Consider the following 25,072-nt stretch of genomic DNA (forward strand, 5'->3'; position numbering starts at 1 on the left):
CCTGAAACGGCAAATTCCGCAAAGCCTAGCGTGCGCCCCGGTCACGCGCAACCGAAGCGACAGGCCGGGCGAGTGCCCGACCCTGAAAATCTACATATTCGGATAGTTCGGACCGTCCCCGCCTTGTGGAACCGTCCATTCGATATTCTGGCTCGGGTCCTTGATATCGCAGGTTTTACAGTGAACGCAGTTCTGGAAATTGATCACGAACTTGTCGCTTCCATCCTCGGACTTCACAAATTCGTAAACCCCTGCCGGACAGTACCTTTGCGACAGACCGGCGTATTTCGGCAGGTTCACCGCTACAGGTATCGCGGGATCCTTCAACTTGAGGTGCGACGGTTGGCTTTCGGCATGGTTGGTGGCGGCAAACGACACGTTTGTCAGGCGGTCAAACGACAGTTTCCCGTCAGGCTTGGGATAATCGATCGGCTTGAAATCAGCCGCCTCTCCGGTGGCGTCGGCGTCGGTTGCACCGTGACCCAGCGTGCCAAGCAGGGAAAAGCCCAGCGTGTTGGTCCACATGTCAAACCCGCCCAAAACAAGCGACGCCGCAAGCCCGCGCTTTGACCACAATGGTTTGACATTGCGAACCTTTTTGAGATCCTGGCCGATGGCGCCATCGCGCACTTCGGTCTCATAGTCGGACAACTCATCCGACGCGCGACCGGCCTTGATGGCCGCATATGCGGCTTCGGCCGCGGCCTTGCCCGACAGCATCGCGTTGTGGTTGCCCTTGATGCGCGGCACGTTCACCATTCCGACCGAACAGCCCAACAGCGCCACACCCGGCGCCACCATCTTGGGCATCGACTGGTATCCGCCCTCGCTCAGCGCGCGCGCGCCGTAAGCCACGCGCTTTGCGCCTTTCAGCAAGTCCGCAACCAAGGGATGATGCTTGAATCGCTGAAATTCCATGTAAGGATAGAGATACGGGTTCTTGTAGTTCAGGTGCACCACAAACCCGACATAAACCTGATTGTTGTCAAGATGGTAGATGAATGATCCACCGCCGGCATTGCTGCCAAGCGGCCACCCCATCGTGTGCGTCACCGAACCTGGACGGTGCTTGTCCGGGTCGACCTCCCAGATTTCCTTCATGCCCAGGCCGTATTTCTGCGGCTCCTTGCCCGCCGACAGATCGAACTTTGCGATCACCTCTTTCGACAGGCTGCCGCGCACGCCTTCGCCAAGGAACACGTACTTGCCATGCAGCTCCATACCGGGTTCGTATCCCGGACCGGGGGTACCGTCGGGGTTCTTGCCAAATTCCCCGGCGACCACACCCTTGACGCTGCCATCATCGCCATACACCAACTCCGAACACGCCATGCCAGGGAATACCTCGACACCAAGTTCTTCGGCCTGCTCGGCCATCCAGCGACAGACGTTGCCCATCGACACGATGTAATTGCCGTGATTGTTCATCAGCGGCGGCATCGGGAAGTTCGGCACGCGCACCTTGCCCGCTTCGCCCAACAGGTAGAAATTGTCGTCCTTGACGGGCACATTCAGCGGCGCACCCCTGTCTTTCCAATCCGGAATCAACGCATCAAGCCCGATCGGATCAAGCACCGCGCCCGACAGGATATGCGCCCCCACTTCAGAGCCTTTTTCAAGCACGACCACATCAAGATCGCGATCAAGCTGTTTCAACCGGATCGCCGCCGACAAACCTGCGGGGCCTGCTCCTACGATCACGACATCGTATTCCATCGCTTCGCGTGTATGTTCGCTCATCTGTCGCACTTTCCTTGAAATTCGCATGTCGGCACTTTGACCGCTGACGTACCTCTTGCGCCACTTTCGGTCAATTGTGACACGGCGTTGCATGCCTGTTTTCGCTGGAATCGCTGCATTTTCGTGCGCCAGAACCTGTCTATGGCGTCCAATCCCCCTTGCGTTTCCGCAATCGCTCGGGTCACTCTTGTACCAACGCAAGTGACATGATTAGACCGCGCCGAAGAAACGGTGCCAGAGCATCTGCTCTGCCGATGAAAAGGGACCGCTCCCATGGAAAAACTACCGATGACCCGTGCGGGGCATTCCGCGCTCGAAACCGAGTTGAAGACGCTCAAGTCGATCGAACGTCCCGCCGTGATCAAGGCCATCGCAGAGGCGCGCGAACTGGGCGATCTCAAGGAAAACGCTGAATATCATTCCGCCCGTGAAAAACAGGGTTTCATCGAAGGCCGCATCAAGGAGCTGGAAGGCGTGCTGGGCCTTGTCGAGGTGATTGATCCCAAAAAACTGTCCGGCCCGATCAAATTCGGCGCGACCGTGACTCTGGTTGATGAGGATACCGACGAAGAAAAAACCTGGCAAATCGTCGGCGAGCATGAGGCCAGCATCGAAAAGGGTCTTTTGAACATCAAATCGCCCATCGCCCGTGCCCTTATCGGCAAAGAAGAGGGCGACAGTGTCGAGGTGCGCACGCCCGGCGGTGAAAAATCCTATGAAGTGCTGAAAATCCAATATATCTAATGGGTCGGACCCAGCCATGACACAGCCACCAGACGCACGCCCCGGAGTGACCGCCAGACTCAGCCGTTCATCCGATGACATCGGTGGGCTGAGCGGCATCGAACTGACTGCGGCCGCGCTCAGCGTCATCTGGCTGATCATTTCGGCGGTTTTCTTTTTGTTCGCCGACAATGACGGCACCGACGGATTGCGGTTTCTGCTGGTGATGATGGTGGTGTTCTTCCCCGTCGGCATGATCTGGGTCGCTGCGGTGGGGGCGCGGTCTTCGCGTATCCTGCGCGAGGAAAGCACGCGCCTGCAAACAGCGATCGATGCGATCCGTCACGCCTATATCACGCAAAATCAGGCGGGTGGCCGCGATCAGCAACCGCATCCGTCGATCGTCAAAAAACTTGACGAGATTTCCGAAGCGCAGAAAAAAGCCGAAACGACGCTGGCAATGTTCACCTCGACCCGTGCGGCTCAAATCGCGGTGCACGCCGCCGCTCCGGAACCGGAATCCGGTGACCAGCCGGTTCTGGCGCTTGGCACGCCAGCCGAGGCGTTGCAGCCACCCTTGTCCACCTCCGATTTCATCCGTGCGCTACATTTTCCAGAAACTGCCGAAGATCAGGAAGGTTTTGCCGCCCTGCGTCGCGCGCTCAAGGATCGCCCGTCCGCGCAGCTGGTGCAGGCAGCCCAGGATGTGCTGACCCTGCTCAGCCAGGACGGCATCTACATGGATGATCTGCGCCCGGACATGGCCCGCCCCGAATTGTGGCGCCGCTTTGCCAAGGGCGAACGCGGACGCACCATTGCCGCCTTGGGTGGCGTGCGCGACCGGTCGTCCCTTGCTCTCGCCGCGGGGCGGATGAAACAAGACCCGATCTTCCGCGACGCCGCCCACCACTTCTTGCGCCTCTTCGACAAGGGTTTCGCCCGGTTCGAGGAAACCGCAAGCGATGCAGAAATATCTGAACTTGCAGGCACCCGCACCGCGCGCGCCTTCATGTTGCTGGGCCGGGTAACGGGCACGTTTGACTGATCGCGTCGCTAGCCCATCGCAAACGATCCGTACGGCAAGAAATGCACCATGTCGCCCGGTCGCACATGCACCGCGCCATCGGGCAATTCGACCAGGCCTTCGGCCCAGCTCAAACCGCTGATGCGGCCCGATCCTTCGGATTTGAAGATCTCGACGCGTCCGCCTCGCACACGCGCACGCAGGTATTCTCGACGCCCCGGTTTCTTGCGTTTTTCGAACGCCGCCGGCACCTTGAAGGACAGCGGTACGTGCCATCCGGTCCCGGCCAATGCGCCCATTGCCGGACGTGCAAATATCAGGGTACACACCAACGCCGCCACGGGATTTCCCGGCAATCCGAAAACCGGCGTGCGGTTCCAGAGGCCAAGCGCCAAGGGCCGCCCCGGCTTCAGCGCGATCCGCCATTCCTGCATCGCCCCGCTTTCGCGCAGCAGCGCCGACATATGGTCTTCGTCGCCCGCAGATGCGCCGCCCGATGTCAAAATCACGTCCGCGCGGCGTGCCGCATCGTCCAGCCGTTCGCGCACCGCGTTGCGGTCATCGGGTGCACAACCCATGTCAACCGCCGCAAAGCCCATTTGCGCGCAAAGGCTTAACAACATGGGGCGATTGGCATCGTAGATTTGCCCGTCCGCCACCTCCGCCCCCGGCTCAGCAATCTCGTCGCCAGTTGACATCACCGCGACGCGCAACCGCTTGAAGACCGGTAGATCGCCGTATCCGACCGCCGCCGCCAGCGCCAGATCCGCGGGTCGTAAAATCCGTCCCTCGGGCAACGCAAGATCACCGGAGCAGATATCTTCGCCCGCCCTGCGCGTGTTCGCGCCCTGTTTCATCGGACCGTGAAACGCAATATGCCCGCCGCCGACCGACACATCTTCGTCAAGCACCACTGTGTCGACGCCAGCGGGCAAGTCCGCGCCTGTCAAAACGCGGATGGCGTGACCTTTCGGTATCGCACCGTCAAACGGCTTGCCCGCCGCGGATCGGCCCTCGACCAATGGCAGCAATTGCGGCCCGTCACCAATTGATGCGCCGCAGAACCCGTAGCCATCGACAGCGCTGTTGGGATGCGGCGGGTTCGAGCGCCGCGCCAGAACATCCGACGCAAGCACCCGTCCGGCGGACTCCACAAGCGGCACCGTTTCTTGTCCGACCACGGGTGTCATCCGATCGCGTAGCATCGCCAACGCATCATCTACCGGCGTCCAGTCCACCCCAGCAGGAAGTGCAAAGCAATCATTGCGCAGCGGTGGTGGGCTTAACAGAGGTCTGCCTTGTGCCGCCGCGACCAATTCAGCGTTGTATCCGGCGCCTAGAATCCACGCCTCCTCGGCAGCGTTGGCCCCAACATCGGCCAGCATCGTCTCGAGGCGGTGCGGTGCCAAACTGGCCAGCGCGCGCGCCAAAAGACGCACCTGCGCTCGGTCGCGGATTTCGTCGTCGTGTGCTTCTTTCACCGCCGGTTCTATCAGTCCCGGCCAGATTTCTACTAATACAGTCGCAGCATTGCTCACCTCCTCAAAGGGCCAGACGGCCACGCCTGCCCGCCGGCGCAAGCGGGACAACATCGGCAATCCCATCAAGGCCTGACTTCCCACAGTCGGGTTAAAATAGAGTTGAAAACAGCTCGACGCAGCCTTCGCGCGAACATCTGCCTGCCGCCGTTCTGCAATGTCGCGAAATTCAATGCCGGTTTTCCGATACGGAATACCGGGCCATTGCCTCTCATCAGGCTTGCCCCAAAACGGTCCCGCCCCGTCAAACAAAGCGTTCAACGCCTCAGCAACCTCGAACCGGTTGTTCGCGCCTGAATCATCGTCGCAGATGTGCTCTTCAAGCCAATCCCAAAGGATCAGAGGATCATCCCGCCCTGTCACCGCACGAGCAAACCCCTGCGGATATCCGAACGGAAAATCGAACCCGATCAAACACCGCCGCCCGGCGGTTGCTTCGGTGTCAATAAACGCCTCCAGCCACGCTTCCGCCTCGATCCGCGTGCGGAAATATACCGGATCGTCCTCCTGGCTCGCGCGCGCGATGCCGATCCAGATCGCATCCTTTGACGGCCTCTTGGGCGCCCGTTTTCCGGCAGACCAGTCGACCACCACAAATGTGTCAAACCTGCTCAAAGCCCAACCTCGGCCAAAATAAATTCCGCGATGGCGGCCGTGTCGTCCAGATCAAACACCGGACGGTCAAGATCAAGCGCTGTATCGCTCGCCACAGCGCGAATGGTGGGATCTCCGGGGGCGATCAACGCAGTGCCGGTTTCGGCGCGATAGGCTTCGATCTTGGGGTGTCGGTCACGTTTGTACCCCTCAACGAGAACCAGATCGACGGGCGCAAGCCGGTCCAACAGCTCGGCCAGGCTCGGCTCATCCTCGCCGCGCATCTCGTGCATCAGGGCAAACCGCTTGCGAGAGGCCAGCAACACCTCGGTCGCACCGGCGATCCGGTGCCGGTGACTGTCTTTGCCCGGATGATCCACATCAAAGCTGTGATGCGCATGTTTGATCGTCGACACCGACAGCCCGCGCTCCGTGATCTCGGTCACCAAGCGCTCCATCAGCCCGGTTTTACCGGCATTTTTCCAACCGGTGACGCCGTAAAGCCTCATATCTTCGACTCTGCCGCGATAAGATCGTCGGGGGTGTTCACGTTGAAAAACGGATCGCTGCTGCGCACATCAAACACGGCTTCGCGACCACCATGGCGCTCGGTCCAGAGCACCACCTTGTTCACCCCGTCGCCCAGCGCGCGGCGCAAATCCTCGCGCAAGGCCACGGGCCAGAGGCCAAAGGTCGGATGCCGGATCAGTCCGGACCGGCTCATGGATTTGGTGCGCTCCACTCCGCGCGGCGTTGCCGCCAGCACCAGTGGATGGGTCATGCCTTGCGCCGTGTGTTGCAGGAACGACACCAGATCAAGCGGGAAGAACGGCGTGTCGGCAGCCACGGTCACAATCGTGTCCGCACCCTGTTCCGCCGCCCAATCGAGCCCGGCCAGAACACCCGCCAACGGCCCCGGAAAGCCTTTTACACTGTCCGGGATCACAGGCAGGCCAAATTCCGCAAATCGCTTGGGATCACCATTGGCGTTCAAGGCGATCCGTTGGACCTGCGGCTGCAATCGCTCGATCACACGCGCCAGCAAGGGTTTGCCACCAACTGTCAACAGCCCCTTGTCACCCCCGCCCATGCGGGTCGCCTGACCGCCCGCCAAAATCACACCCAGTGGTTTCTTCATCATCGCTTCTCAATCCGCGCTTTTCCTGCGGTGTTTGCCGCGTTCCTCCGGCACCGTGTCCGGATCCATGTCGCGCACCAGCCGGTCTTCTCCCGACAGGCAGACGAACCGTTTGCCCTTCATCCGGCCGATGCACGTCAGCCCGACCTGTCGCGCGATTTCAACGCCCCAAGCGGTAAAGCCCGACCGCGACGCCAGAACGGGTATTCCCATCAGGGCCGTCTTGATCACCATTTCCGATGTCAGTCGCCCGGTCGTATAGAGCATCTTGTCACCCGCACCGACACCCTCTTGGAACATCCATCCGGCAATCTTGTCGACGGCGTTATGCCGCCCGACGTCTTCCATATAGACCAGTGTCCGATCTTGCTGGCACAGCACCGTTCCGTGGATCGCCCCCGCCTCAAGGTAGAGCGACGGCGTCGTGTTGATCTTGTGTGCCAGCGCATAGAGCCAGGATGTGCGCACCTGAACCTGCGGCAACCGAACCCGATCAAGCCCCTCCATCATATCGCCAAACACCGTGCCCACCGCACACCCGCTCGTGCGGGTTTTCTTCTTCATCTTGTCTTCATACGTCGTCTGTCGTTCGGTCCGCACGACAACTGTTTCAAGCTCGTCGTCGTGTTCCACCCGCGTGATCACGTCATCGTCCAGCAACATGCCCTGATTGCGAAGAAATCCGACTGCCAGATATTCGGGATAATCGCCGATCGTCATCGCGGTGACGATCTCCTGCGCGTTGAGGAATATCGTCAGCGGGCGCTCCTCGACCACGCTGATCTCGGTTTCAAGTCCGGTGTGATCGGTGCCAACAACCCGCCGCGTGAGCCGCGCGGCGCTCGGATCGGGGGCGATCAGATAGTCCGACCTGGCGGCATTCGACATTGATTGCAACTCCTTGCAGCAACAGCTACGTCCGGTCGAACAACCCGAACAGGAGACAGTGATGGCGGGGGAGAGCCTAATGTCAAGTTACTGGCGCGGCCTTCGGGACGGGGTGCCGTTTCTCGCGGTCGTCGTCCCGTTCGGTATGCTGTTTGGCGTACTTGGCACCGAAGCCGGACTCGAGATCTACGAGACGATGGCGTTTTCGATCGTGGTCATCGCCGGCGCGGCACAGTTCACCGCGCTTCAGTTGCTGACGGAAAATGCACCCACGCTGGTGGTCATTGCATCGGCATTGGCGGTGAACCTGCGCATGGCGATGTATTCGGCCTCCATTACACCTTACCTGGGGTCCTTGCCGCTCTGGAAGCGGGGGATTGCGGCGTATTTTCTGGTGGATCAAACCTACGCCGCGTCGGTCATCGACTACGAAAGACACCCCGATGAGACCCCGTCGCAGCGATTCAGGTACTTCCTTGGCGTCATGACCCCGATCTGCCCGCCCTGGTATGTGGCTACGCTCGCGGGTGCCCTTCTGGGCGAAAGCATCCCGTCCAGCCTGGGCCTCGACTTTGCGTTGCCGATTGCGTTTTTGGCGATGATGGGTCCGATGCTGCGCACGCGTGCGCACCAGATTGCGGCGCTTGTAGCAGTGGTGCTTGCGCTGGTCTTTGTCTGGCTGCCATTCAATCTTGGCCTGATGGTGGGCGCACTGGGCGGCATGATGGCGGGCGCGCGGGCAGAGCTCAAACTGGGTCTTGCGCCATGAGCGACACCGTAGAGCTTTGGATCGTGATCCTGGTGCTGGGCGCGGGCAGCTTCGGCCTGCGATTTGTCTTTCTGGGCCTTGTCGGCGATCGCGAACTGCCGGAATGGCTGCTTCGACACCTGCGCTATACGGCCGTCGCGGTCATCCCGGCTCTGATTGCGCCGCTGATCGTCTGGCCGACGGCGACCGGCGGCTCACCCGACGCGCCGCGTTTCGCGGCCGCCGTTGCAACCTTTGCAGTCGGGTATCTGACCAAGAATGTACTAGCCGCAATGGTGGTGGGCGCGGCCGTGCTGGTGGGGTTGAACTCGCTGATCTGACGATCAGCGCTGCGCGACGACCGCCTGTTCGAATTCCGCAATCGCAACAGATTTGTCATCGTCATCATTCTCGACGATGGTTGATGTCTGCACTCCGGGCAACGCGCCGAAATCATCCATCAGTGTCTTCGGGAACCAGGTCGAGCCCACCGATTCAAAACCTGGCAGCTTGCGCAGGATCGCCGCGGTGCTCAACGCACATTGCGCCGACCCAACCGGGCCGTTCGCAATCGCCAAACGCAGCGCACGCTCCGCCACCTCGGGCGAGACTTCGACTCGCTGGATCACCACACGATAGGTTTTGCGTGCGTGTGCACGGGCGTAAAAATCGGCAACGCCAGGAGTCACGCCGTACAATACGTCATCGCGCTCGGGCACGGCACTCAGGCGTACGGTGCCGGCCGGATCAAAGATCACCCGTTGCGAGCCATTGATCATCAGGCTGGTATGCGCGCCAGCACCCGAGCGGTTGTTGATCATGGTGAACAAGGTCAGCGCCGGCGGGCCGGCGTGGCGGTACGAGGCGCTGCTGATCACCTCTCTCGAAGCGTCGGGGCGCATGTCGGCACCAGCGCCGCACCCGGCCAGGGCCAGCACTGTAACCGCGGCCAACGCGCGTGAAAGTAGGATCATTTCGGCCTCGGGCTCTGAAGATCAGGAATTGAAGATCGCCAGGAAAATCAGAACAGCGATGCTGAACATGGCAACCCGTGCGATGATCCGCAAAAACCCGTCAAAGGTCTTTTCCTGTGCCGTTATATCCATCGTTCCGTGCTTGTGCTCTGCCATCTTAGACATTCCCTAGAATCCGTTTACCCAGTCGCTACCCGATTTGCGCGACCATGTCACCCATGCCAAGTGCGCAGTGTGTCGCGGTTTATTCAGATTGTTCCAGTTTTGCCGCCAGTTCGAATCCGATACGCCGTGGCGTCTGTTTGGCTTTGGGTGTCGGCAGCGCGCGCAGCGCCACATTCAGTTGAGAGACGTGCTGGATCAACTGCATCCGACTGCCGCCTGAATCCCTGCCGTAGAACGTAACGATGTCAGGGTCGAAAAAACCCAATCCCTCGATCCGCAGCACGCCGGTTTCGTTACCTGCAAAGCCCATCGCCACCTCATGCTCGTTATCCAGCTGTTCCTCGAACTTCTGAATGTAGAGGATCAACCGCTCATAGGCCCATTCGGCCGGGCTTTTCTCCGCCATCGATTTGCGGGTCACCGAGTCCGGCAACTCTTTCGAACCGGTTTCTCCACAGCCCTCGGCATGGGCGTCATACTTGCGCGGCAGGGCATCGCCTTCGGCGTATTCTGCTGTGGTCCGAATTCCGTCGCCCATGATCCATCCTCCCGAGAATCGCGGCCGTCTTGCGACCGCGTTGGCCTGACCAAGCTTACATAGCAAAACCGGCTGAACCGCGCGATTGAGTTATTCGTTACCAAATCGTTAATAGATCCGGTCCGGACCCATTGTTTCGCATGCGAAACAAAGGGGTGCTCGTACTGACCTATTTCTGCGCCTGTTACTCTCCCGGCGTTTTGGCCAGATGCACCACCGGGTTGGGTTGGTCTTTCGCCAGTTCCTCGAAATCGAAATTGTCCAGGCGCCGCGCCCGCCTGCCGGCTTTGTCGGCACTGATCTTGATGTCGGCGATATCCTTTGCCGCTTGTCCGAAATGCCGGTCGAGGTTTTCCACCCGGCTGCCCAACCTGTCCACATCTGCGTAAAGCAGGCCAAGCTCCTTGCGAATGGCACCAGCCTGCTCTTGCATCCGCGCATCTTTCAGGATGGCACGCATCGTGTTGAGGGTGGCCATGCATGTCGTCGGCGAAACGATCCAGACCCGCGCCGCGAATCCATCGCGCACGACTTCGGGAAAGTTCGCGTGCAGCTCGGCATAGACCGCCTCGGAGGGCAGGAACATCAATGCACCATCGGCGGTTTCGCCTTCGATGATGTATTTTTCCGAAATATCCTTGATGTGTTTTCGCAGCGAAAGCCGCAATTGCTGCGCCGCGCGGTTCAGTTGCTCCGGCGTGTCGGCGCGGCGGAGCTGCTCGTACGCCTCAAGCGGAAACTTGCTGTCAATCGCGATCGGCCCCGGCGGGTTCGGCAGATGGATCAGACAATCCGCGCGCTTGCCGTTGGACAGGGTCGCTTGCAGATCATAGCTGTCCTTCGGCAGCGCCTTGCTGACGATATCGGTCAGCTGAATCTCTCCGAACGCGCCCCGTGTCTGCTTGTTCGACAGGATATCCTGCAATGACAGTACGTCGCCCGACAGCTTGGTGATGTTGTCCTGCGCCTTGTCGATGCTTTGCAACCGCTGTTGCAGATCGCCTAGCGATTGTGCGGTGCGCCGGGCGGAGCCGTGCAGGTTCTCGTTCATCTGGCTTTGCACCTGCGCCAGCCGCCGCTCCATCAGTTGCAACATCGCCGTCTGGCTTTGCGCCTGCGCCTCGCTCACATGGCTCAACCCGCCGGACAATCGCTCCTGCCCGTCGCTGAGACCCTGCACGCGCTGGCCCACTTGTGCCAGTTGATAAACAAGAGGTTCGGCAAGTTTCGCGGCGCGACGCGCCGACAGCATCGACATGACCAGCAACAGGAACACAGCGAGCCCAAGCACCAGCGCGAACAGCGCGACGGGATCGGACAGGTTCAAAGTGGTTTCACCGATCTGGATCATGTGCGGCCAAACAGTCTTTCAATATCACTCAGTTTCAACTCCACATAAGTGGGCCGCCCGTGATTGCATTGCCCCGAATAGGGCGTCGCTTCCATTTCGCGCAAAAGCGCATTCATTTCATCACCTCGCATCGCCCGGCCAGAGCGGATGGAGCCGTGGCAGGCCACCCGGCTCAGGATCGCCTCGATCCGGTCCTGCACCGCGCGCGTCTCTCCCTGATCGTCGAGTTCGTCCAGCACGTCACGCAGCAGCGCTTCTGCGTTGACCTGGCCCAGAATGGCCGGCGTTTCGCGCACGACGATGGCACCGCTCCCGAATTGTTCTATCGCAAGACCCATACGCGACAAATCGTGAACATTCTCTAAAAGCCGATCACAATCGGCCTCACTCATTTCAACCACATCGGGGATCAACAGTGCCTGCGCAGGTACGCCGTTTGCCGCCATCTGGGCCTTTAACCTTTCGTAAACCAATCGCTCATGCGCGGCGTGCTGATCGACAATGACGATGCCATCTTCGGTTTGAGAAATGATGTAGTTTTCATGCACTTGCCCCCGCGCCGCACCCAAGGGCAAGCTGGCGTTCGGAGTCTCACCTTCCCCTGTCGTGCTGTCTTCGACAACCCGTCCGGAAAAGCTTTGCGCCATGTCGGCAAAGCCGGGTGCCTGCGCGGACCAGGCCGTGTGTCGCGCCGCGACGCTCGGGCGGTCCATCTGGTAGACACGTGGCTGACCGGGTGATTCCGGGCGCATTGCGCCGAGGGTTGCGCCAGCCACGGTTGAAGAGGCGCGATGCCCCGCCTCGGCCAATGCGTGCCGCAAAGCCGAGACGATCAGCCCGCGCACCAGCCCCGGTTCGCGGAACCGTACTTCGGATTTCGCCGGGTGCACATTCACGTCCACCTTGTGCGGATCGCAGTCGATGAACAGCGCCGCAGCCGGGTGGCGGTCGCGCGACAGGAAATCCGAATAAGCTCCGCGCAGCGCGCCGATCAGGAGCTTGTCGCGCACCGGGCGGCCGTTCACGAACAGATATTGCGCCACCGCCGCGCCCCGCGAATAGGTCGGCAGACCGGCAAGACCGGTCAGGCGAATGCCGTCGCGGTCGGCGTCGATGCTCACGGCGTTATCGACAAATTCCCGCCCCATGACCTGCCCCAGACGGCCCCGGAGCGCATCGAACAGATCGCCCGTCACGGCATCGGCGCGGAATGTCACGCGGCCCTCACCGCCGCCGGACATGTCGCGCAAGGTAAAGCCGATGGACGGCTCGGCCATCGCCAAACGCTTGATGACATCCGAAATCGCCTGCGTTTCGGCCCGGTCGGAGCGCAGGAATTTCAGGCGCGCTGGCGTGGCATAGAACAGGTTTCGCAGCGAAACCACGGACCCTTTGGAGAGCGCGGCCGGCTTGACGGGATCGACCCTCCCCCCTGACACCGACAGCGCAGCAGCATCGTGGCCTTCGCTGCGACTGGTGATGCACAACCGCCCGACCGCGCCAAGTGACGCCAGCGCCTCGCCGCGAAAGCCGAAGCTGTGGATGTTGAGCAGATCGGACCCGTCGATCTTGGACGTCGCGTGGCGCGCCAAGGCCAGCGGCAATTCCTCGGGCGGGATGCCGCAGCCATCGTCGGTGACACAAATCTGCGTCTTTCCGCCATCGGCGATTGCCACGTCGATCCGCGTGGCACCGGCGTCGATGGCATTTTCCACCAGCTCTTTGACCGCCGAAGCGGGGCGTTCCACCACTTCACCAGCAGCGATACGATTGATCGCACTCTCCTCAAGCTGTTGAATGGAGGCGCGTATCTTGGGGGCATACGTGTTCATGCCACGAGATGTAGCATGGCTCGCGCGATTCTTCCAATGGGTTCGCGTCGAAAGATGCCCTCGTTCAGCGCCGGTGTGGCGCGGTGATGATTGACCCCCGCCGAGGCGGTGTTAACAGTCGCGTCATGCTGGACATCTTCCTTCAAACGATGCCGTTTTTCGCCCTGATTGCGGTCGGTTATGGCGCCGGCAAGACCGGGTTCTTTCCTGAGGAAGCGACGGCTTACCTCACCAAGTTCGTATTCTATTTTGCCCTATCGGCAATGCTGTTCCATTTTTCCGCCAATCTGTCGCTGGCCGAAATCTTCGATCCGCGCCTCGCCGCCGGGTACTTGTTGGGAACGGGGGTTGTCTACGGCATCGCCATGACCGTTGCATTCATGCGCGGAATGGATGTGCCCACGGCAGCGTTCGAAGGCCAGGTGGCAGCCATTGGCAACACTGGTTTTCTGGGCGTGCCGATGCTGGCGATGTTGATGGGTCAGGATGCTGTCGGGCCGATCATTCTGGTTCTGGCGATTGATCTGGTGGTGTTTTCCTCATTGATCGTCATCCTTGTCGTCGGGTCGCGCGAAGGGCGCATGTCCTTGCGACTGTTCAGGATTCTGGCGGTCGGCTTGCTGAAGAACCCGATGATCGTCTCAATCGTTCTGGGGTTTGTGGTGTCGGCCACCGAAGTGCCAATCCCGGGCCCGGCCAATGATTTCCTGTCGATCCTTGGCGCCGCCGCCACGCCAGGTGCATTGTTTGCCATCGGAGCATCGCTGGCCAGCAAATCGGCCGAGCGGATGACAATTGCCGGCTGGTTGAGCTTTTGCAAACTGGTGCTCCATCCGGCAGCGGTGGCTTTGGGCGTGTATGTCATCTTTCCCGCCCCTCTTTACGATGCGGGCGTTGTTGTCGCGGCAGCCTCCTTGCCGGTTGCGGGAAACGTCTTCATGCTGGCGCAGCATTACAAGGTGGCCCCGCAACGGGTGTCTGCCGCGATCCTGATCTCGACGACGCTGAGCATTGTGACGGTGTCGTTCGTGATTTCCTTGGTTCTGGTCTAGAAAGGACATGCGATGAAAACCGTATCTGAGAACATGAGTTTCGGCGGCGTTCAGGGGGTCTACTCCCACACTTCGGAAGCCTGCGGCTGCGACATGACCTTCGGCCTTTACCTGCCGCCACAGGCGCGAACCGGTGCCGTCCCGGTGCTCTGGTATCTCGCCGGTCTGACGTGCACGCACGAAAACGCCATGACCAAAGCCGCAGCGCAAGGCTTTGCCGCCGAGGCTGGCATGGCCCTTGTCTTTCCCGACACGTCACCGCGGGGCGACGATGTGGCGGACGATGAGGCCTATGATCTGGGAAAGGGAGCGGGCTTTTACGTGAACGCGACCCAGAAACCCTGGGCACCGCACTACCGGATGTGGGACTATCTGAGCGACGAATTGCCGGATCTTCTGGCGCGCGAATTCGCCATCGACCCGGATCGGCAGGCGATCACCGGTCACTCCATGGGCGGGCATGGCGCGCTGACGCTTGCAATGGCGCATCCGGGGCGGTTTGCGAGCGTTTCGGCCTTTGCGCCGATCGCCAATCCCAGCAAGAGCGACTGGGGCAAGAAACAGTTAACGGCCTATCTTGGCGCTGATGAAGCGGACTGGGCACGTCATGACTCCACCCTGCAAATGGAAGCCGTCGGGTTTGACGGTCCGGTTCTGATCGACCAAGGCGGCGACGATCAGTTCCTTGAACTGCTCACGCCGGAGGCGTTGTCTCATGCGATGGCCGCGCGGCGGCAGGACGGGGTGTTTCGGATCCAAAAAGGCTACGACCATTCGTATTTCTTTGTCTCGACTTTCATCCCCGACCATATCGCGTTTCACGCCGACGCGCTTGGGTTGTGAGCCGCGTTTTCGTTGACGCGGATGCCTGCCCGGTGAAAGCCGAAGCAGAGCGCGTGGCAACGCGGCACGGCGCGCGAATGTTCGTGGTGTCCAATGGTGGCTTGCGCATGTCGCAGAACCCGTTGGTGGAGGTTGTCATCGTGCCGGACGGGCCGGACGTTGCGGATATGTGGATCGCCGACCGGGCCGGACGCGGCGACGTGGTCATCACGTCCGACATCCCGCTGGCTGCGCGCTGCGTCGAAAACGGGGCGCGGGTGCTCAAGCATAATGGCGAGGCGTTGACGGCAAAAAATATCGGGCAAGTGCTCGCCACACGCGATCTCATGACCGATCTGCGCGCCGCTGACCCGTTCCGTCAAGGCGGCGGACGGGCGTTTTCCAAAGCCGACCGGTCGCGATTTCTCGATGCGCTGGAACGGGAATTGCGGGCCGCTGCAAGGGAGGAGACATGACCCTGGACATCATACCGTTCGCCGAAGGCGAGGCCCAGCTTGACTGGCTCGCGCTGACCGATGCGATTGCCGCCGGTCATCGCCTTCCAAAAGCCGAAATTGCCGACAGCTTTCTCTATCGCCGCACCGATACGCTGCTCAACCGCGCGGCCTGGATCGATGGTCTTGGGATTGCCGTGAAATCCGCCACGATCTTTCCGGGCAATGCTGACGCTGGCAAGCCGGCGGTGAACGGCGGCGTGTCGCTTTACTCCGACACCGATGGCGAACTCGAGGCGATCATCGATTTTCACCTCGTGACAAAGTGGAAAACCGCAGGCGACAGCTTGTTGGCAGCGCGCAACTTGGCGCGTGCGGAGTCAAAGGTCATTCTGATCGTCGGGGCCGGAACCGTGGCGCGCTCTCTTGTCGAGGCCTATAGCGCGGGTTTTCCGGACGCGCGGTTTCTGATCTGGAACAGAACCGCCAATAAGGCGCAAGCCTTGGCCGATCAGTTCGCCCATGTGGATCTGGCCGAGGATTTGGCGGCAGCAGTGGATCAGGCCGATATCGTGAGTTGCGCCACCATGTCGACCGATCCGGTCTTACATGGTGACTGGCTGACGCCCGGCACGCATGTCGATCTGATCGGAGCCTACCGCCCCGACATGCGCGAAGCGGATGATACCGCGCTGACGCGGTCGCAGATCTTCGTCGACAGTCTGGATACGACGGTGGACCATATCGGTGAGCTGAAGGATCCGATTGCACGCGGGATTCTCGAACGCGACGATGTTGTCGCGGACTACTACGATCTGGAAAAGATGATCCGCCAGAACGACGATGACATCACGTTGTTCAAGAACGGTGGCGGAGCGCATCTGGACCTGATGGTCAGCCGGTATATTCTGGATCGCTGGCGCGCGCGTTAAGGCTGGCTTGCCAACGCGTCATGCAGGCGAAATGGCCTAGACGGTGAGGCGCGCGTGGCGCGTGACCGGCCCATCTCCCTGCGTTTCGATGCGGCGCAGGGCGTCTTTCAGCGGTTCGTACGCGACGGCCATATGATGTGCATTGGCGTGCAAAAGCGTTTCCGTGTCAGACACCCAACCGACATGCCCCTCCCAGAACAGAACGTCTCCGCGCTGAGGCCGGGTTCCGCGCGGTTGCGTGTCACCAAGAACCAGTTCCTGTTGATCACTATCTCCGGGGCAAGCGATACCGCATGCGCGGCAAGCGATCTGGACCAGGCCAGAGCAGTCGATCCCGAACGCGGAATTGCCGCCCCATACATAAGGTGTACCCAACAGCCGTTCGGCCACCGCAACCGGATCATCCTCGTGTTCGGTCAGCGGCGACACATGCGGCGTTGGAACATAAAAGTGCTGTGTTTCAGTCTGGATCGTGGCCCAGCGATCTGTCTTGTCGGTCACTGTCAATGGCGTTCCGAGCGACAGCAGCCTATGCTCACCGCTTGTCGTCTTGAAATTCGGCGCCGACAGCGCGACCGTGTGGCGGACGCTGACCCTGTGGGTTGCCGCCGTATCACTGATGCCCAACATGTCAGCAGAGACATATCCCGCATATCCGTCGGCGCGCGCAAAGCCGAAGGCCCAGCCATCCGTGATGTCCAGCACGCAGAACGTCTGCCCCCAAAGAAGTTCGCGATCACGGTCGCCATCAGGCGCACGACGCAAGGCCGCCGCGGGTGCCTGTGTCACGCGGTGATCCGTGCCTTCGCTGAACTGTTCGGCATCCACCTTGCCCTGAAGGCTGAGATGCGCGACCGTGCCGTTCGACCACAGGTTTCTTCGATCGGTCATAGTTTCAGCAGGTCCGGCAATGCATCAAAGAGGGCGCGCGCACCCTGGAGAGCACCACCCTTGGGGCGAGCGGGAGCATCCGACGGGTTCCATCCGTAGATATCGAAATGCACATAGCGTTCCTGTTCCGTCACAAAGCGGCGCAGGAACAACGCTGCTGTGATCGCCCCGGCAAACCCGCCCTTTGGCGCATTGTCCAGATCAGCGATTCCCGGTTCGATCAGATCGTCGTAGGCGTCATGGAACGGCATGCGCCACACCGGATCGGCCACGCGCCGCGCGGCTTGATCGAGCGCTGCCGCCGCCGCATCATCTTCGGTGAAATAGGGCGCGAGATCCGGCCCCACGGCCACACGCGCGGCCCCTGTCAGGGTCGCCATGGAGACGATCAAATCCGGTTCGCCCTCCGCCGCGAGGGTCAGGGCGTCGGCCAACACCAGGCGGCCTTCGGCATCGGTGTTGTTGATCTCGACCGTCAAACCCTTGCGCGAGGTCAGAATATCCTGCGGCCGAAAGCTGTTGCCGCTGACGGCATTCTCGACCGCCGGGATTAGAACCCGCAAGCGCAGTTTCAGACCGGAGGCTATGATCATCTGCGCGAGCGCCAGCACATTGGCCGCGCCGCCCATGTCTTTCTTCATCAGCCCCATTGACGCGCCGGGCTTGAGGTTGAGGCCACCGGTATCGAAACACACGCCTTTGCCCACCAGAGTCAGGCGCGGCCCGTCGTTTCCCCAACTCATGTCAATCAGCCGAGGCGCACGGGTCGAAGCGCGTCCGACCGTGTGAATCATCGGAAAATTCTTGTCCAGCAAAGCGTCGCCGATGATGACCGAAATGGTAGCGTCGTGCGCGGCGGCCAGTTCGCGGGCCGCAGATTCAAGCTCTTCCGGTCCCATATCCGAAGCCGGGGTGTTGATCAGATCACGCGCAAGGAATTCCGCTTTCGCCATATGTGTCACGCGATCCGCATCGACACCATCTGGCACGACGAGTGTGGGATACTCCGTTCCGTTTTCACGATAGCGATCAAAACTGTAGCCGGCCAGCAGCCAACCCAACGCCTCTTGCTCAAGGCGATCCTCGGGCACGCCGCTGGCAATATGGTACGTTCCCGGCGCAAGCTTGGGCATGGCTGCCGCCAGCACGAAACGGGTGCGTTTGCGCTTCGCCCCGGTGCCGTAGCCGATCAACGCCATTTCGGGTTGTCCCTCCGCGCCATAAATCGTCAGTGCCGACCCGATCGCGCCCTTGAAGCCGCTGGACTTAACCCACGCGCCAATACGGTCGCCTTGACGCTCTGCCCACGGCGTCACCTCCTCCGCATCCACGACATGTATGGGCAGCGCGTCGGTGTCCGCAGAGGCAAGTGCAACAGTCATATCCGATCCCCTATTCGATTTGCGCGAAAGGTACGCCGTTGGCGCTGCGCTGCAAGGGGAATCAGAGGGAAAGGTCCACCCCGACCTCTGCACAGGAGATCGCCATCTCACCGCTTCGCAACAAGCGGCACAGCGTCGCCGCCAGCGCCACGCCTTCCCCCCGATCGACGCAGATCAGCACATCGCGCGCGATCGCGGCGATGCCCGACAACCCGATCTGTTCCACAATCGGGACCAGAGAGCGAACCCCCTTGCGCAAGGCGCGCTGATCTCCTTCGCCATAATCCTCGCGGATCTGCGTCAGCCGCAGGGCGATGTCCTCAAGCGCGCGGCACAAGATATTTTCGGCCACGCTCGGCCCCAGGTCACGACTAAGCGCGCTCAGCGCTTCCTCATCGAAATACGCCGCGTCTCGCGGGTGCAATACCGAGATTTGCTCCACCATCGTCTTTCCTTTCTCACCCCAACCTTCTTTCTCAATCGCATTGAGGTCTTTCGATCCTGTAACCAGCGCAGTGGTTTTTCTCTCGAATTCCAATCAATTTCGACCTATCTCAGTCGAAAGAGACCTCAAACAAGGCCAGATCCATGCACTCAGCAAAGCCACTGCCCGCCTACCTCGTCCAACGGTATCAAGGCTGGAAAGCGACGACATATTTCGACAACAGCGCTTGGTACAAACGTCTGGCAACCGAAGGACAGCGCCCTCGTGCGATGGTGATTTCGTGTTGCGACAGCCGGGTTCACGTCACCTCTATCTTTGGCGCGGATCAGGGCGAGTTCTTTATCCACCGGAACATCGCCAACCTGGTGCCACCCTACGAGCCCGATGGCGATCGCCACGGCACGTCGGCTGCAATCGAATACGCTGTCACCGCGCTCAAGGTGGCGCACCTGATCGTGTTGGGTCACTCCAATTGCGGTGGTGTTCAGGGCTGTCTCGACATGTGCTCCGGCAAGGCGCCTCATCTGGAGGAAGCTTCGAGTTTCGTGGGCCGGTGGATGGACATCCTGCGCCCCGGTTACGAACGGGTTGTTGCCTCGACCGAAGAAGCCGACCAGTCCCGCGCGCTGGAAAAGGAATCGGTGATCGTGTCGCTCGAAAACCTGATGACCTTTCCGTTCATCAGCGAAGCCGTCAAAGCCGACACCCTGACCCTGCACGGTTTGTGGACCGATATCGGAGAGGGCAGCCTTGAGAGCTACGAGCCGGTCTCGAGAACATTTTCCCCAGTCTGATCAAACCCATAGCGCAGCGGTCGCCGCCAAGCGATCGCTGCATGCGATAGCCTCAATCAACTAAAACGTTGCCACATTATCACGAATCAGTGAGAATTTTGGAGTTCCAGAGTTTTTTCAGTGGGTGTGTGAAATGGCTATCATTACGGAATCAACGGATCTCCCCGACTTCTTCAACGACATGACGCCTCTGCGGGAAGCGGACGTTTTCAACGGAACGACTTTCGAGCAGTTCGACAAAGACTGGATACCGGTCCAGCTTTTTGCCGATCGCTCCTATGTCGTCGAGTTCAGGCAGGATTACGGACAGGCGTTTGTGTCGGTCCTCGACTCCAGCGGAACAGAATTATCCGGTCCCGAGGGCACTTTCCCGGACGGTGTTCAAACCGTCGTGACTGTCCCGACCGATGGCGTCTATTACATTGAAACCTCGGGCAGCCGATTCAAAACTGGCGAAACTTCGGGCGATTACTCGATCACCCTGCGTTCTGAAATCGGCGACAACGCGAACACGAAGGAAAGCCTGCCGTTGGATGTCACGTCTTCTCCGGTGGCAACGTTCAATGGTGTCTTCGATCATGCCAAGGACACCGATTATATCGCGGTCGAACTAGAGACCGGTTACACCTATCAAGTGTTCAACGTCACGAATGACCGGAACACGACGTTTGGCATTCGCGATAGCGAGGACAATGATGTCTCGCGCGACTATGCAAACGACAGTCGCGGGTTCACCGTCGATGAAGCGGGAACATATTTCTTGTATGTGACCAACGACATCAACCGTCCGCGCCCGAATGACGTCAACGATCAGTATCGTTTGACGATTGAAGTCGAACCCAACGCCAATCAGAACACCGCATATTCGCTGCGCCCCGGCGAGACGATCGCCGAAAAATACGATGGTTTCGGCGACATTGACTGGTTTGGTGTCACAATGAAGCAGGGCGTTTCGTACCTGGTGGTCAACGAAGCCGGCAAGATACAGGATCTCGACTTCGTTGAAGCCGATGGTGATCGGGTTGCAGAGACGAGCGTCGCATTCGGCCGCGGGAATTATCAAGCCGTGACGCCGGAACAGTCTGGCGACTATTTCATCAAGGTGATCCCGAATGGGGCATATCGCATTTCGCTGATGTCCGAAGTTGCCGGTGATGTCTCCACCGCAAGCCGCCTGCCTTTCGGCGCGACAGAGTCCTCGTCTTTCGACTTTTACAGAGACGAAGACGTGTTCGCGTTCGATGTGATCGAAGGCGCGACATACAAAGCCGTCGGCACGCTGAACGAAGCATCCGCGCTATCGATCCAACTGACCGCGATTGACATGGACGGCATTGAAAGCAGGGGTTCACTCGATTCCGACCGCGCGGAAGTGACCTTCACCGCGCCGGCGACCGGAACGATGTACCTCAAAGCCACCGGCAGCGGAACCTACGGAACCTCCGATGACTATGACCTCTTCCTCACCCGCGAGTCTTTTGGCGACAACCTGATCTCCGGCACCTCCGACAACGACCGGTTGTTAAATACCGCGGGCAATGATGCCTTCGACGGCAAATCCGGCAGAGACACCGTGGTCTATGATGATCCGAGTACCGCGTACACCGTAGCGATCAGGCCGGATGGCGACATTACGGTGCTCGACAGGCGTGGCAATGATTTCGATGTGCTCGCGAATATCGAAGAGATCGTCTTCTCGGATCGCAGCTTCGACTTGGACAATTTCTCGAATGCCGCCAAACTTGGCGAGACGGACATGATCGAATTGGCCAAGGTCTATGCTGCGTATTTCAACCGCGCTCCGGATGCGATCGGACTGGCCTTCTGGGCGGACAAGCGCGCCGAGGGGTTGTCCATCGAAGAGACCGCAGAGTACTTTTTCGATCAGGACGAAACCCGTGCCCTTTATCCCGACCCTGACGACACCGCGACGTTTGTCACCCAAGTGTATGCCAACGTTCTTGGTCGTGCGCCTGATGCGGCTGGATTTGATTTCTGGACGAACCAGCTCTCCTTGGGGAATTTCACGCAAGGGCAATTCGTTCTCGAGATCATCAGGGGCGCCCAGGCCGACGACATCCTTTATCTCGACAACAAGGCGAACCTCGGCGTCAACTTCTCTGCAATCGACGGGATGTCGCACCTGGGTGATGCGAATGACGTTTTCACCGCCTTTGGCGGGTCTGAAGTCGCGGATGTCGCAGCCGCGTTGCAGGCCTCGGAAGGCCATCTTGAGGATGCGATCAATCCTGACTCCGGGGATTTCCTGTTCCAGTTCTCCGGCGCAATTGACGATCCGTTCATGTTCGTCTGAACGGTCCGGTCTTCAGTTTTGCAGCGTGGCGGTTGCGCCAGAACAATCGCTGCGCAGCTTTGGCCGACCGAGACGGTCGGCGAGGCGCGACAGCGGGGATCCGATCATGGCACCCGTACATACCGGTTTGCCGCTTTCGTCCGTAAGAACGAGATGACCGGCGCGGAAGGTGATGTCGTAGCCTTTGGAGGCCAATCGCCTGCACAAGTCTCCCCAGCTCGTCGCGTGCTCGAAATGCGGCAAGAGCACAGATCGCAACAGCATGGCGGTTTCGCTGTCCAAAGGCACGGGCATGTTGACCGATTGATCGGAACCGGTCGGGACGGACTGCGCTGACATATCAATACCTTACACATTACTTGTACCAACACTCGAAGGGTGCGAGCGAATTGCGGCAAAAATGGGGCAGGCTTTCGGAGCCCCCGTTGGTGTGAAAAACACGCAACACTCCGAAGCGTTCCGTGAAATGACAGTCGGGCACGAAAAAAGCGCCGCCCCAATGGCGGCGCCTTGTCGGAACATCAGGCCGATCAGCCCTTTTTCAGAACTTCGCGCCCGAGAACCTCTGCGATTTGCACAGCATTGAGAGCAGCACCCTTGCGAAGATTGTCCGACACGCACCACAGGTTGATGCCGTTGTCGATCGTGCTGTCCTGACGAATGCGGCTGATGAAGGTAGCGAAATCTCCGACGCATTCCTTGGGCGTGACGTAGCCGCCGTCTTCACGCTTGTCGATCACCATGATACCGGGGCTTTCGCGCAGGATGTCGCGCGCCTCGGATTCATCGAGGAAATCCTCGAACTCGATGTTGATTGCCTCGGAATGGCCGACAAAGACCGGAACGCGCACGCAGGTCGCGGTGACCTTGATCGACGGGTCGACGATCTTCTTCGTCTCGGCAACCATCTTCCACTCTTCCTTGGTTTGCCCGTCCTCAAGGAACACGTCGATATGCGGAATCACGTTGAAGGCGATGTCCTTCGGGTAGACCTTGCGCTCGTAATTGTCGGTCGGGTTGTAAACCGCCTTTGTCTGGTCCCAAAGCTCGTCGATCGCCTCCTTGCCGGAACCGGACACCGACTGATAGGTGCTCACCACGACCCGCTTAATCCGCGCGCGGTCATGCAAAGGCTTGAGCGCGACGACCATCTGCGCAGTCGAGCAGTTGGGATTGGCGATGATGTTCTTCTTGGAATAGCCGTGGATCGCATCCGCGTTGCACTCGGGCACGATCAGCGGCACGTCCGGGTCGTAGCGATAGAGCGAGGAATTGTCGATCACCACACAACCCGCCTTGGCGGCGATGGGCGCGTATTTCTTCGTCGCCTCGGAGCCGATGGCGAACAGCGCCATGTCCCAGCCATCGAAATCGAACGTATCGAGATCCTGGGTCTTCAGCGTCTTGTCGCCAAAGCTGACTTCCGTCCCCAACGACCGTCGCGATGCCAGCACCGCAATCTCGTCCACAGGGAACTGGCGCTCGGCCAGGATACTTAGCATTTCGCGGCCCACATTTCCGGTGGCACCGGCAACAACGACTTTATAGCCCATGTTGATCTCCTTTATGTCTGCCATCCGCCCGTCATGGCGCGGCTGGGTTTAGCTGGCTCATACAGGACACGCCGTGGCGGCGAAAGGGGGGCCATTTGCGGCCCTCACTTTCTTTTCTTTCGAAATATGCGAGGTGGTTTGGGGGACTGATCCGCCAACCATGACACGGTGTTGGGGCTGCTATTCCAACCGGTCGCGGTGTCTAACGGCCCGGAATGTCCTCGCGCGGCGGCGCGGGTTCCCAGTTCTCGATGATCTCGACCGCTTCGGCGGCATTTTCGACAAAGCGGAACAGGTCGAGATCCTGCGGGCTGATCGTGCCCGCATCCGCGAGCGCCTCCCAGTTGATGATCTTCTCCCAGAAACTGCGCCCGAACAACAGGAACGGAACGCGCTCCATCCGGCCTGTCTGGATCAGGGTCAGCGATTCAAACAACTCGTCCAGCGTGCCGAACCCGCCAGGAAAGATGCAGATTGCCCGTGCACGAAGCAGGAAGTGCATCTTGCGAATGGCGAAATAGTGAAAGTTGAAGCACAGCTCGGGCGTGACATATTCGTTCGGCGCCTGTTCATGTGGCAGCACGATGCCCAGACCGATGGATTGTCCGCCCACATCCATCGCTCCGCGGTTGCCCGCTTCCATCACGCCGGGGCCACCCCCGGTGACGATGACGAATTCCCTGCCTTCCGCCTCCATTGACTTGCGCGTCATCAGGCTCGCGAATTCGCGCGCCTCGTCATAGAAATGCGACAGCTCCGCCAGCGTTTTCGTGCGCGCGTGATCGGCCTCGGACGGGCGGGGTATCCGCGCGCCGCCGAACAAGACCACCGTGCTTTCGATTTGATGCTCATCCATCACCATTTGCGGCTTGAGCAATTCAAGCTGCAAACGCACGGGCCGCAGTTCTTCGCGGCACAGGAATTCATTGTCGGCAAACGCCAGGCGATAGGCCGGAGACCGGGTCTGCGGCGTATCGGGGACCTTGCTTGCCTTGCGGCTGTCGCGCCCGGCATCACGAAAAGGGCTGCTGCGGTGATCGTTCATGAAAATCGGTTCCTTGGTGGCGTCAAAACAGACCTAGCGCGTCGCATGGCAAGTGACCAGAGACAGCGCCGCCGCCAGCCGCGCATTGCGATCTGGCGTGTCGGGTTCTATAGGACAGACATTCAAACCCTTTG

Annotated in this window: 26 protein-coding genes; 10 read left to right on the forward strand and 16 right to left on the reverse strand. The window is 60.1% G+C overall.

Annotated elements, in window-relative coordinates; genetic code table 11:
- Nucleotides 1-90 precede the first annotated feature (90 nt).
- Nucleotides 91-1,740, reverse strand: coding sequence for an electron transfer flavoprotein-ubiquinone oxidoreductase (locus ACGKZZ_RS00400; RefSeq protein ID WP_411221452.1), 1,650 nt, complete (start codon nucleotides 1,738-1,740; stop codon nucleotides 91-93).
- 273 nt (nucleotides 1,741-2,013) lie between these two features.
- Between ACGKZZ_RS00400 and greA the strand changes: the two genes are divergently transcribed.
- Entirely contained in the window at nucleotides 2,014-2,484 is a 471-nt protein-coding gene (greA, locus tag ACGKZZ_RS00405; protein ID WP_411221453.1) for a transcription elongation factor GreA, read from the forward strand.
- A 16-nt stretch (nucleotides 2,485-2,500) separates the two neighbouring features.
- Entirely contained in the window at nucleotides 2,501-3,508 is a 1,008-nt protein-coding gene (locus ACGKZZ_RS00410; protein WP_411221454.1) for a hypothetical protein, read from the forward strand.
- Between the two features lie 8 nt (nucleotides 3,509-3,516).
- Here the strand turns inward: ACGKZZ_RS00410 and glp are convergent, their stop codons facing one another.
- Genes glp through ACGKZZ_RS00430 form a run of 4 tightly spaced genes read right to left on the reverse strand, consistent with a single transcriptional unit; the run spans nucleotide 3,517 to nucleotide 7,645 of the window.
- A complete protein-coding gene (glp, locus tag ACGKZZ_RS00415; RefSeq protein ID WP_411221455.1) occupies nucleotides 3,517-5,640 on the reverse strand; it encodes a gephyrin-like molybdotransferase Glp in 2,124 nt (707 codons plus the stop codon).
- Nucleotides 5,637-6,128, reverse strand: a complete 492-nt coding sequence (gene mobB / locus ACGKZZ_RS00420) for a molybdopterin-guanine dinucleotide biosynthesis protein B (RefSeq protein WP_411221456.1) — start codon at nucleotides 6,126-6,128, stop codon at nucleotides 5,637-5,639. The genes glp and mobB overlap by 4 nt, the downstream gene beginning before the upstream one ends.
- Nucleotides 6,125-6,757, reverse strand: coding sequence for a molybdenum cofactor guanylyltransferase MobA (mobA, locus tag ACGKZZ_RS00425; RefSeq protein ID WP_411222177.1), 633 nt, complete (start codon nucleotides 6,755-6,757; stop codon nucleotides 6,125-6,127). The genes mobB and mobA overlap by 4 nt, the downstream gene beginning before the upstream one ends.
- Nucleotides 6,758-6,766: 9 nt before the next feature.
- Complete coding sequence (locus ACGKZZ_RS00430) at nucleotides 6,767-7,645, reverse strand: formate dehydrogenase accessory sulfurtransferase FdhD (protein WP_411221457.1); 879 nt, start codon at nucleotides 7,643-7,645, stop codon at nucleotides 6,767-6,769.
- Nucleotides 7,646-7,706: 61 nt separating this feature from the next.
- On the opposite strand from ACGKZZ_RS00430, the gene ACGKZZ_RS00435 reads away from it, so the two are divergent.
- On the forward strand, nucleotides 7,707-8,414 hold the full coding sequence (locus tag ACGKZZ_RS00435; RefSeq protein ID WP_411221458.1) for an AzlC family ABC transporter permease: 708 nt from the start codon (nucleotides 7,707-7,709) through the stop codon (nucleotides 8,412-8,414).
- Nucleotides 8,411-8,734 carry an AzlD domain-containing protein gene (locus ACGKZZ_RS00440; protein ID WP_411221459.1) on the forward strand — a complete coding sequence of 108 codons (324 nt, stop codon included), beginning with the start codon at nucleotides 8,411-8,413 and terminating at the stop codon, nucleotides 8,732-8,734. Before ACGKZZ_RS00435 ends, ACGKZZ_RS00440 begins: the two co-directional genes overlap by 4 nt.
- A gap of 3 nt (nucleotides 8,735-8,737) precedes the next feature.
- Here the strand turns inward: ACGKZZ_RS00440 and ACGKZZ_RS00445 are convergent, their stop codons facing one another.
- The 5 genes from ACGKZZ_RS00445 to mutL form a co-directional block, all read right to left on the reverse strand.
- Nucleotides 8,738-9,367 (reverse strand): hypothetical protein, encoded by a 630-nt coding sequence (locus tag ACGKZZ_RS00445; RefSeq protein ID WP_411221460.1) that lies wholly within the window; start codon nucleotides 9,365-9,367, stop codon nucleotides 8,738-8,740.
- 21 nt (nucleotides 9,368-9,388) lie between these two features.
- Nucleotides 9,389-9,523, reverse strand: coding sequence for an aa3-type cytochrome c oxidase subunit IV (locus ACGKZZ_RS00450; RefSeq protein ID WP_411222178.1), 135 nt, complete (start codon nucleotides 9,521-9,523; stop codon nucleotides 9,389-9,391).
- Nucleotides 9,524-9,611: 88 nt separating this feature from the next.
- The gene (locus tag ACGKZZ_RS00455; protein WP_411221461.1) at nucleotides 9,612-10,070 is read right to left on the reverse strand and encodes a DUF6173 family protein; all 459 of its coding nucleotides are present in this window, start codon (nucleotides 10,068-10,070) and stop codon (nucleotides 9,612-9,614) included.
- A 184-nt stretch (nucleotides 10,071-10,254) separates the two neighbouring features.
- A complete protein-coding gene (locus ACGKZZ_RS00460; RefSeq protein WP_411221462.1) occupies nucleotides 10,255-11,421 on the reverse strand; it encodes a DNA recombination protein RmuC in 1,167 nt (388 codons plus the stop codon).
- Nucleotides 11,418-13,253 carry a DNA mismatch repair endonuclease MutL gene (gene mutL, locus ACGKZZ_RS00465; RefSeq protein WP_411221463.1) on the reverse strand — a complete coding sequence of 612 codons (1,836 nt, stop codon included), beginning with the start codon at nucleotides 13,251-13,253 and terminating at the stop codon, nucleotides 11,418-11,420. The genes ACGKZZ_RS00460 and mutL overlap by 4 nt, the downstream gene beginning before the upstream one ends.
- A gap of 125 nt (nucleotides 13,254-13,378) precedes the next feature.
- On the opposite strand from mutL, the gene ACGKZZ_RS00470 reads away from it, so the two are divergent.
- From ACGKZZ_RS00470 to ACGKZZ_RS00485, 4 genes are read left to right on the forward strand one after another with little or no spacing between them, the layout of a single operon-like run.
- A complete protein-coding gene (locus ACGKZZ_RS00470) occupies nucleotides 13,379-14,305 on the forward strand; it encodes an AEC family transporter (protein WP_411221464.1) in 927 nt (308 codons plus the stop codon).
- Nucleotides 14,306-14,317: 12 nt separating this feature from the next.
- Complete coding sequence (gene fghA, locus ACGKZZ_RS00475; RefSeq protein WP_411221465.1) at nucleotides 14,318-15,148, forward strand: S-formylglutathione hydrolase; 831 nt, start codon at nucleotides 14,318-14,320, stop codon at nucleotides 15,146-15,148.
- The gene (locus ACGKZZ_RS00480; protein ID WP_411221466.1) at nucleotides 15,145-15,603 is read left to right on the forward strand and encodes a YaiI/YqxD family protein; all 459 of its coding nucleotides are present in this window, start codon (nucleotides 15,145-15,147) and stop codon (nucleotides 15,601-15,603) included. The genes fghA and ACGKZZ_RS00480 overlap by 4 nt, the downstream gene beginning before the upstream one ends.
- Nucleotides 15,600-16,514 (forward strand): ornithine cyclodeaminase family protein, encoded by a 915-nt coding sequence (locus ACGKZZ_RS00485; protein WP_411221467.1) that lies wholly within the window; start codon nucleotides 15,600-15,602, stop codon nucleotides 16,512-16,514. Before ACGKZZ_RS00480 ends, ACGKZZ_RS00485 begins: the two co-directional genes overlap by 4 nt.
- A gap of 36 nt (nucleotides 16,515-16,550) precedes the next feature.
- On the opposite strand, the gene ACGKZZ_RS00490 is transcribed toward ACGKZZ_RS00485, so the two are convergent.
- From ACGKZZ_RS00490 to ACGKZZ_RS00500, 3 genes are all read right to left on the reverse strand, one after another.
- Nucleotides 16,551-17,405 (reverse strand): NlpC/P60 family protein, encoded by an 855-nt coding sequence (locus ACGKZZ_RS00490; RefSeq protein WP_411221468.1) that lies wholly within the window; start codon nucleotides 17,403-17,405, stop codon nucleotides 16,551-16,553.
- Nucleotides 17,402-18,787 carry a leucyl aminopeptidase family protein gene (locus ACGKZZ_RS00495; protein ID WP_411221469.1) on the reverse strand — a complete coding sequence of 462 codons (1,386 nt, stop codon included), beginning with the start codon at nucleotides 18,785-18,787 and terminating at the stop codon, nucleotides 17,402-17,404. The genes ACGKZZ_RS00490 and ACGKZZ_RS00495 overlap by 4 nt, the downstream gene beginning before the upstream one ends.
- Nucleotides 18,788-18,848: 61 nt before the next feature.
- Nucleotides 18,849-19,232 (reverse strand): hypothetical protein, encoded by a 384-nt coding sequence (locus ACGKZZ_RS00500; protein ID WP_411221470.1) that lies wholly within the window; start codon nucleotides 19,230-19,232, stop codon nucleotides 18,849-18,851.
- 143 nt (nucleotides 19,233-19,375) lie between these two features.
- On the opposite strand from ACGKZZ_RS00500, the gene ACGKZZ_RS00505 reads away from it, so the two are divergent.
- Together ACGKZZ_RS00505 and ACGKZZ_RS00510 are read left to right on the forward strand one after the other, a co-directional pair.
- Complete coding sequence (locus ACGKZZ_RS00505) at nucleotides 19,376-20,026, forward strand: carbonic anhydrase (RefSeq protein ID WP_411221471.1); 651 nt, start codon at nucleotides 19,376-19,378, stop codon at nucleotides 20,024-20,026.
- 133 nt (nucleotides 20,027-20,159) lie between these two features.
- Nucleotides 20,160-22,340: a DUF4214 domain-containing protein gene (locus ACGKZZ_RS00510; protein ID WP_411221472.1), complete on the forward strand. Its 2,181-nt coding sequence runs from the start codon at nucleotides 20,160-20,162 to the stop codon at nucleotides 22,338-22,340.
- 12 nt (nucleotides 22,341-22,352) lie between these two features.
- Here the strand turns inward: ACGKZZ_RS00510 and ACGKZZ_RS00515 are convergent, their stop codons facing one another.
- The 3 genes from ACGKZZ_RS00515 to ACGKZZ_RS00525 all read right to left on the reverse strand — a co-directional run bounded on the left by ACGKZZ_RS00515 (nucleotide 22,353) and on the right by ACGKZZ_RS00525 (nucleotide 24,938).
- Nucleotides 22,353-22,679 (reverse strand): hypothetical protein, encoded by a 327-nt coding sequence (locus ACGKZZ_RS00515; RefSeq protein ID WP_411221473.1) that lies wholly within the window; start codon nucleotides 22,677-22,679, stop codon nucleotides 22,353-22,355.
- Nucleotides 22,680-22,870: 191 nt separating this feature from the next.
- Nucleotides 22,871-23,893 carry an aspartate-semialdehyde dehydrogenase gene (locus ACGKZZ_RS00520; RefSeq protein WP_411221474.1) on the reverse strand — a complete coding sequence of 341 codons (1,023 nt, stop codon included), beginning with the start codon at nucleotides 23,891-23,893 and terminating at the stop codon, nucleotides 22,871-22,873.
- A 202-nt stretch (nucleotides 23,894-24,095) separates the two neighbouring features.
- Entirely contained in the window at nucleotides 24,096-24,938 is an 843-nt protein-coding gene (locus ACGKZZ_RS00525) for a TIGR00730 family Rossman fold protein (protein ID WP_411221475.1), read from the reverse strand.
- Between the last annotated feature and the right edge of the window lie 134 nt (nucleotides 24,939-25,072).

Origin of the sequence: Marivita sp. S2033 (assembly GCF_046592965.1) — a bacterium.
Taxonomy (GTDB): Bacteria; Pseudomonadota; Alphaproteobacteria; order Rhodobacterales; family Rhodobacteraceae; genus Marivita.

Coding starts and splice junctions, on each gene's coding strand:
- ACGKZZ_RS00400 (WP_411221452.1), bottom strand. CDS start 1,740: ATGAGCGAACATACACGCGAAGCGATGGAATACGATGTCGTGATCGTA.
- greA (WP_411221453.1), top strand. CDS start 2,014: ATGGAAAAACTACCGATGACCCGTGCGGGGCATTCCGCGCTCGAAACC.
- ACGKZZ_RS00410 (WP_411221454.1), top strand. CDS start 2,501: ATGACACAGCCACCAGACGCACGCCCCGGAGTGACCGCCAGACTCAGC.
- mobB (WP_411221456.1), bottom strand. CDS start 6,128: ATGAGGCTTTACGGCGTCACCGGTTGGAAAAATGCCGGTAAAACCGGG.
- mobA (WP_411222177.1), bottom strand. CDS start 6,757: ATGAAGAAACCACTGGGTGTGATTTTGGCGGGCGGTCAGGCGACCCGC.
- ACGKZZ_RS00430 (WP_411221457.1), bottom strand. CDS start 7,645: ATGTCGAATGCCGCCAGGTCGGACTATCTGATCGCCCCCGATCCGAGC.
- ACGKZZ_RS00435 (WP_411221458.1), top strand. CDS start 7,707: ATGGCGGGGGAGAGCCTAATGTCAAGTTACTGGCGCGGCCTTCGGGAC.
- ACGKZZ_RS00440 (WP_411221459.1), top strand. CDS start 8,411: ATGAGCGACACCGTAGAGCTTTGGATCGTGATCCTGGTGCTGGGCGCG.
- ACGKZZ_RS00445 (WP_411221460.1), bottom strand. CDS start 9,367: ATGATCCTACTTTCACGCGCGTTGGCCGCGGTTACAGTGCTGGCCCTG.
- ACGKZZ_RS00450 (WP_411222178.1), bottom strand. CDS start 9,523: ATGGCAGAGCACAAGCACGGAACGATGGATATAACGGCACAGGAAAAG.
- ACGKZZ_RS00455 (WP_411221461.1), bottom strand. CDS start 10,070: ATGGGCGACGGAATTCGGACCACAGCAGAATACGCCGAAGGCGATGCC.
- ACGKZZ_RS00460 (WP_411221462.1), bottom strand. CDS start 11,421: ATGATCCAGATCGGTGAAACCACTTTGAACCTGTCCGATCCCGTCGCG.
- mutL (WP_411221463.1), bottom strand. CDS start 13,253: ATGAACACGTATGCCCCCAAGATACGCGCCTCCATTCAACAGCTTGAG.
- ACGKZZ_RS00470 (WP_411221464.1), top strand. CDS start 13,379: ATGCTGGACATCTTCCTTCAAACGATGCCGTTTTTCGCCCTGATTGCG.
- fghA (WP_411221465.1), top strand. CDS start 14,318: ATGAAAACCGTATCTGAGAACATGAGTTTCGGCGGCGTTCAGGGGGTC.
- ACGKZZ_RS00485 (WP_411221467.1), top strand. CDS start 15,600: ATGACCCTGGACATCATACCGTTCGCCGAAGGCGAGGCCCAGCTTGAC.
- ACGKZZ_RS00490 (WP_411221468.1), bottom strand. CDS start 17,405: ATGACCGATCGAAGAAACCTGTGGTCGAACGGCACGGTCGCGCATCTC.
- ACGKZZ_RS00495 (WP_411221469.1), bottom strand. CDS start 18,787: ATGACTGTTGCACTTGCCTCTGCGGACACCGACGCGCTGCCCATACAT.
- ACGKZZ_RS00500 (WP_411221470.1), bottom strand. CDS start 19,232: ATGGTGGAGCAAATCTCGGTATTGCACCCGCGAGACGCGGCGTATTTC.
- ACGKZZ_RS00505 (WP_411221471.1), top strand. CDS start 19,376: ATGCACTCAGCAAAGCCACTGCCCGCCTACCTCGTCCAACGGTATCAA.
- ACGKZZ_RS00510 (WP_411221472.1), top strand. CDS start 20,160: ATGGCTATCATTACGGAATCAACGGATCTCCCCGACTTCTTCAACGAC.
- ACGKZZ_RS00515 (WP_411221473.1), bottom strand. CDS start 22,679: ATGTCAGCGCAGTCCGTCCCGACCGGTTCCGATCAATCGGTCAACATG.
- ACGKZZ_RS00520 (WP_411221474.1), bottom strand. CDS start 23,893: ATGGGCTATAAAGTCGTTGTTGCCGGTGCCACCGGAAATGTGGGCCGC.
- ACGKZZ_RS00525 (WP_411221475.1), bottom strand. CDS start 24,938: ATGAACGATCACCGCAGCAGCCCTTTTCGTGATGCCGGGCGCGACAGC.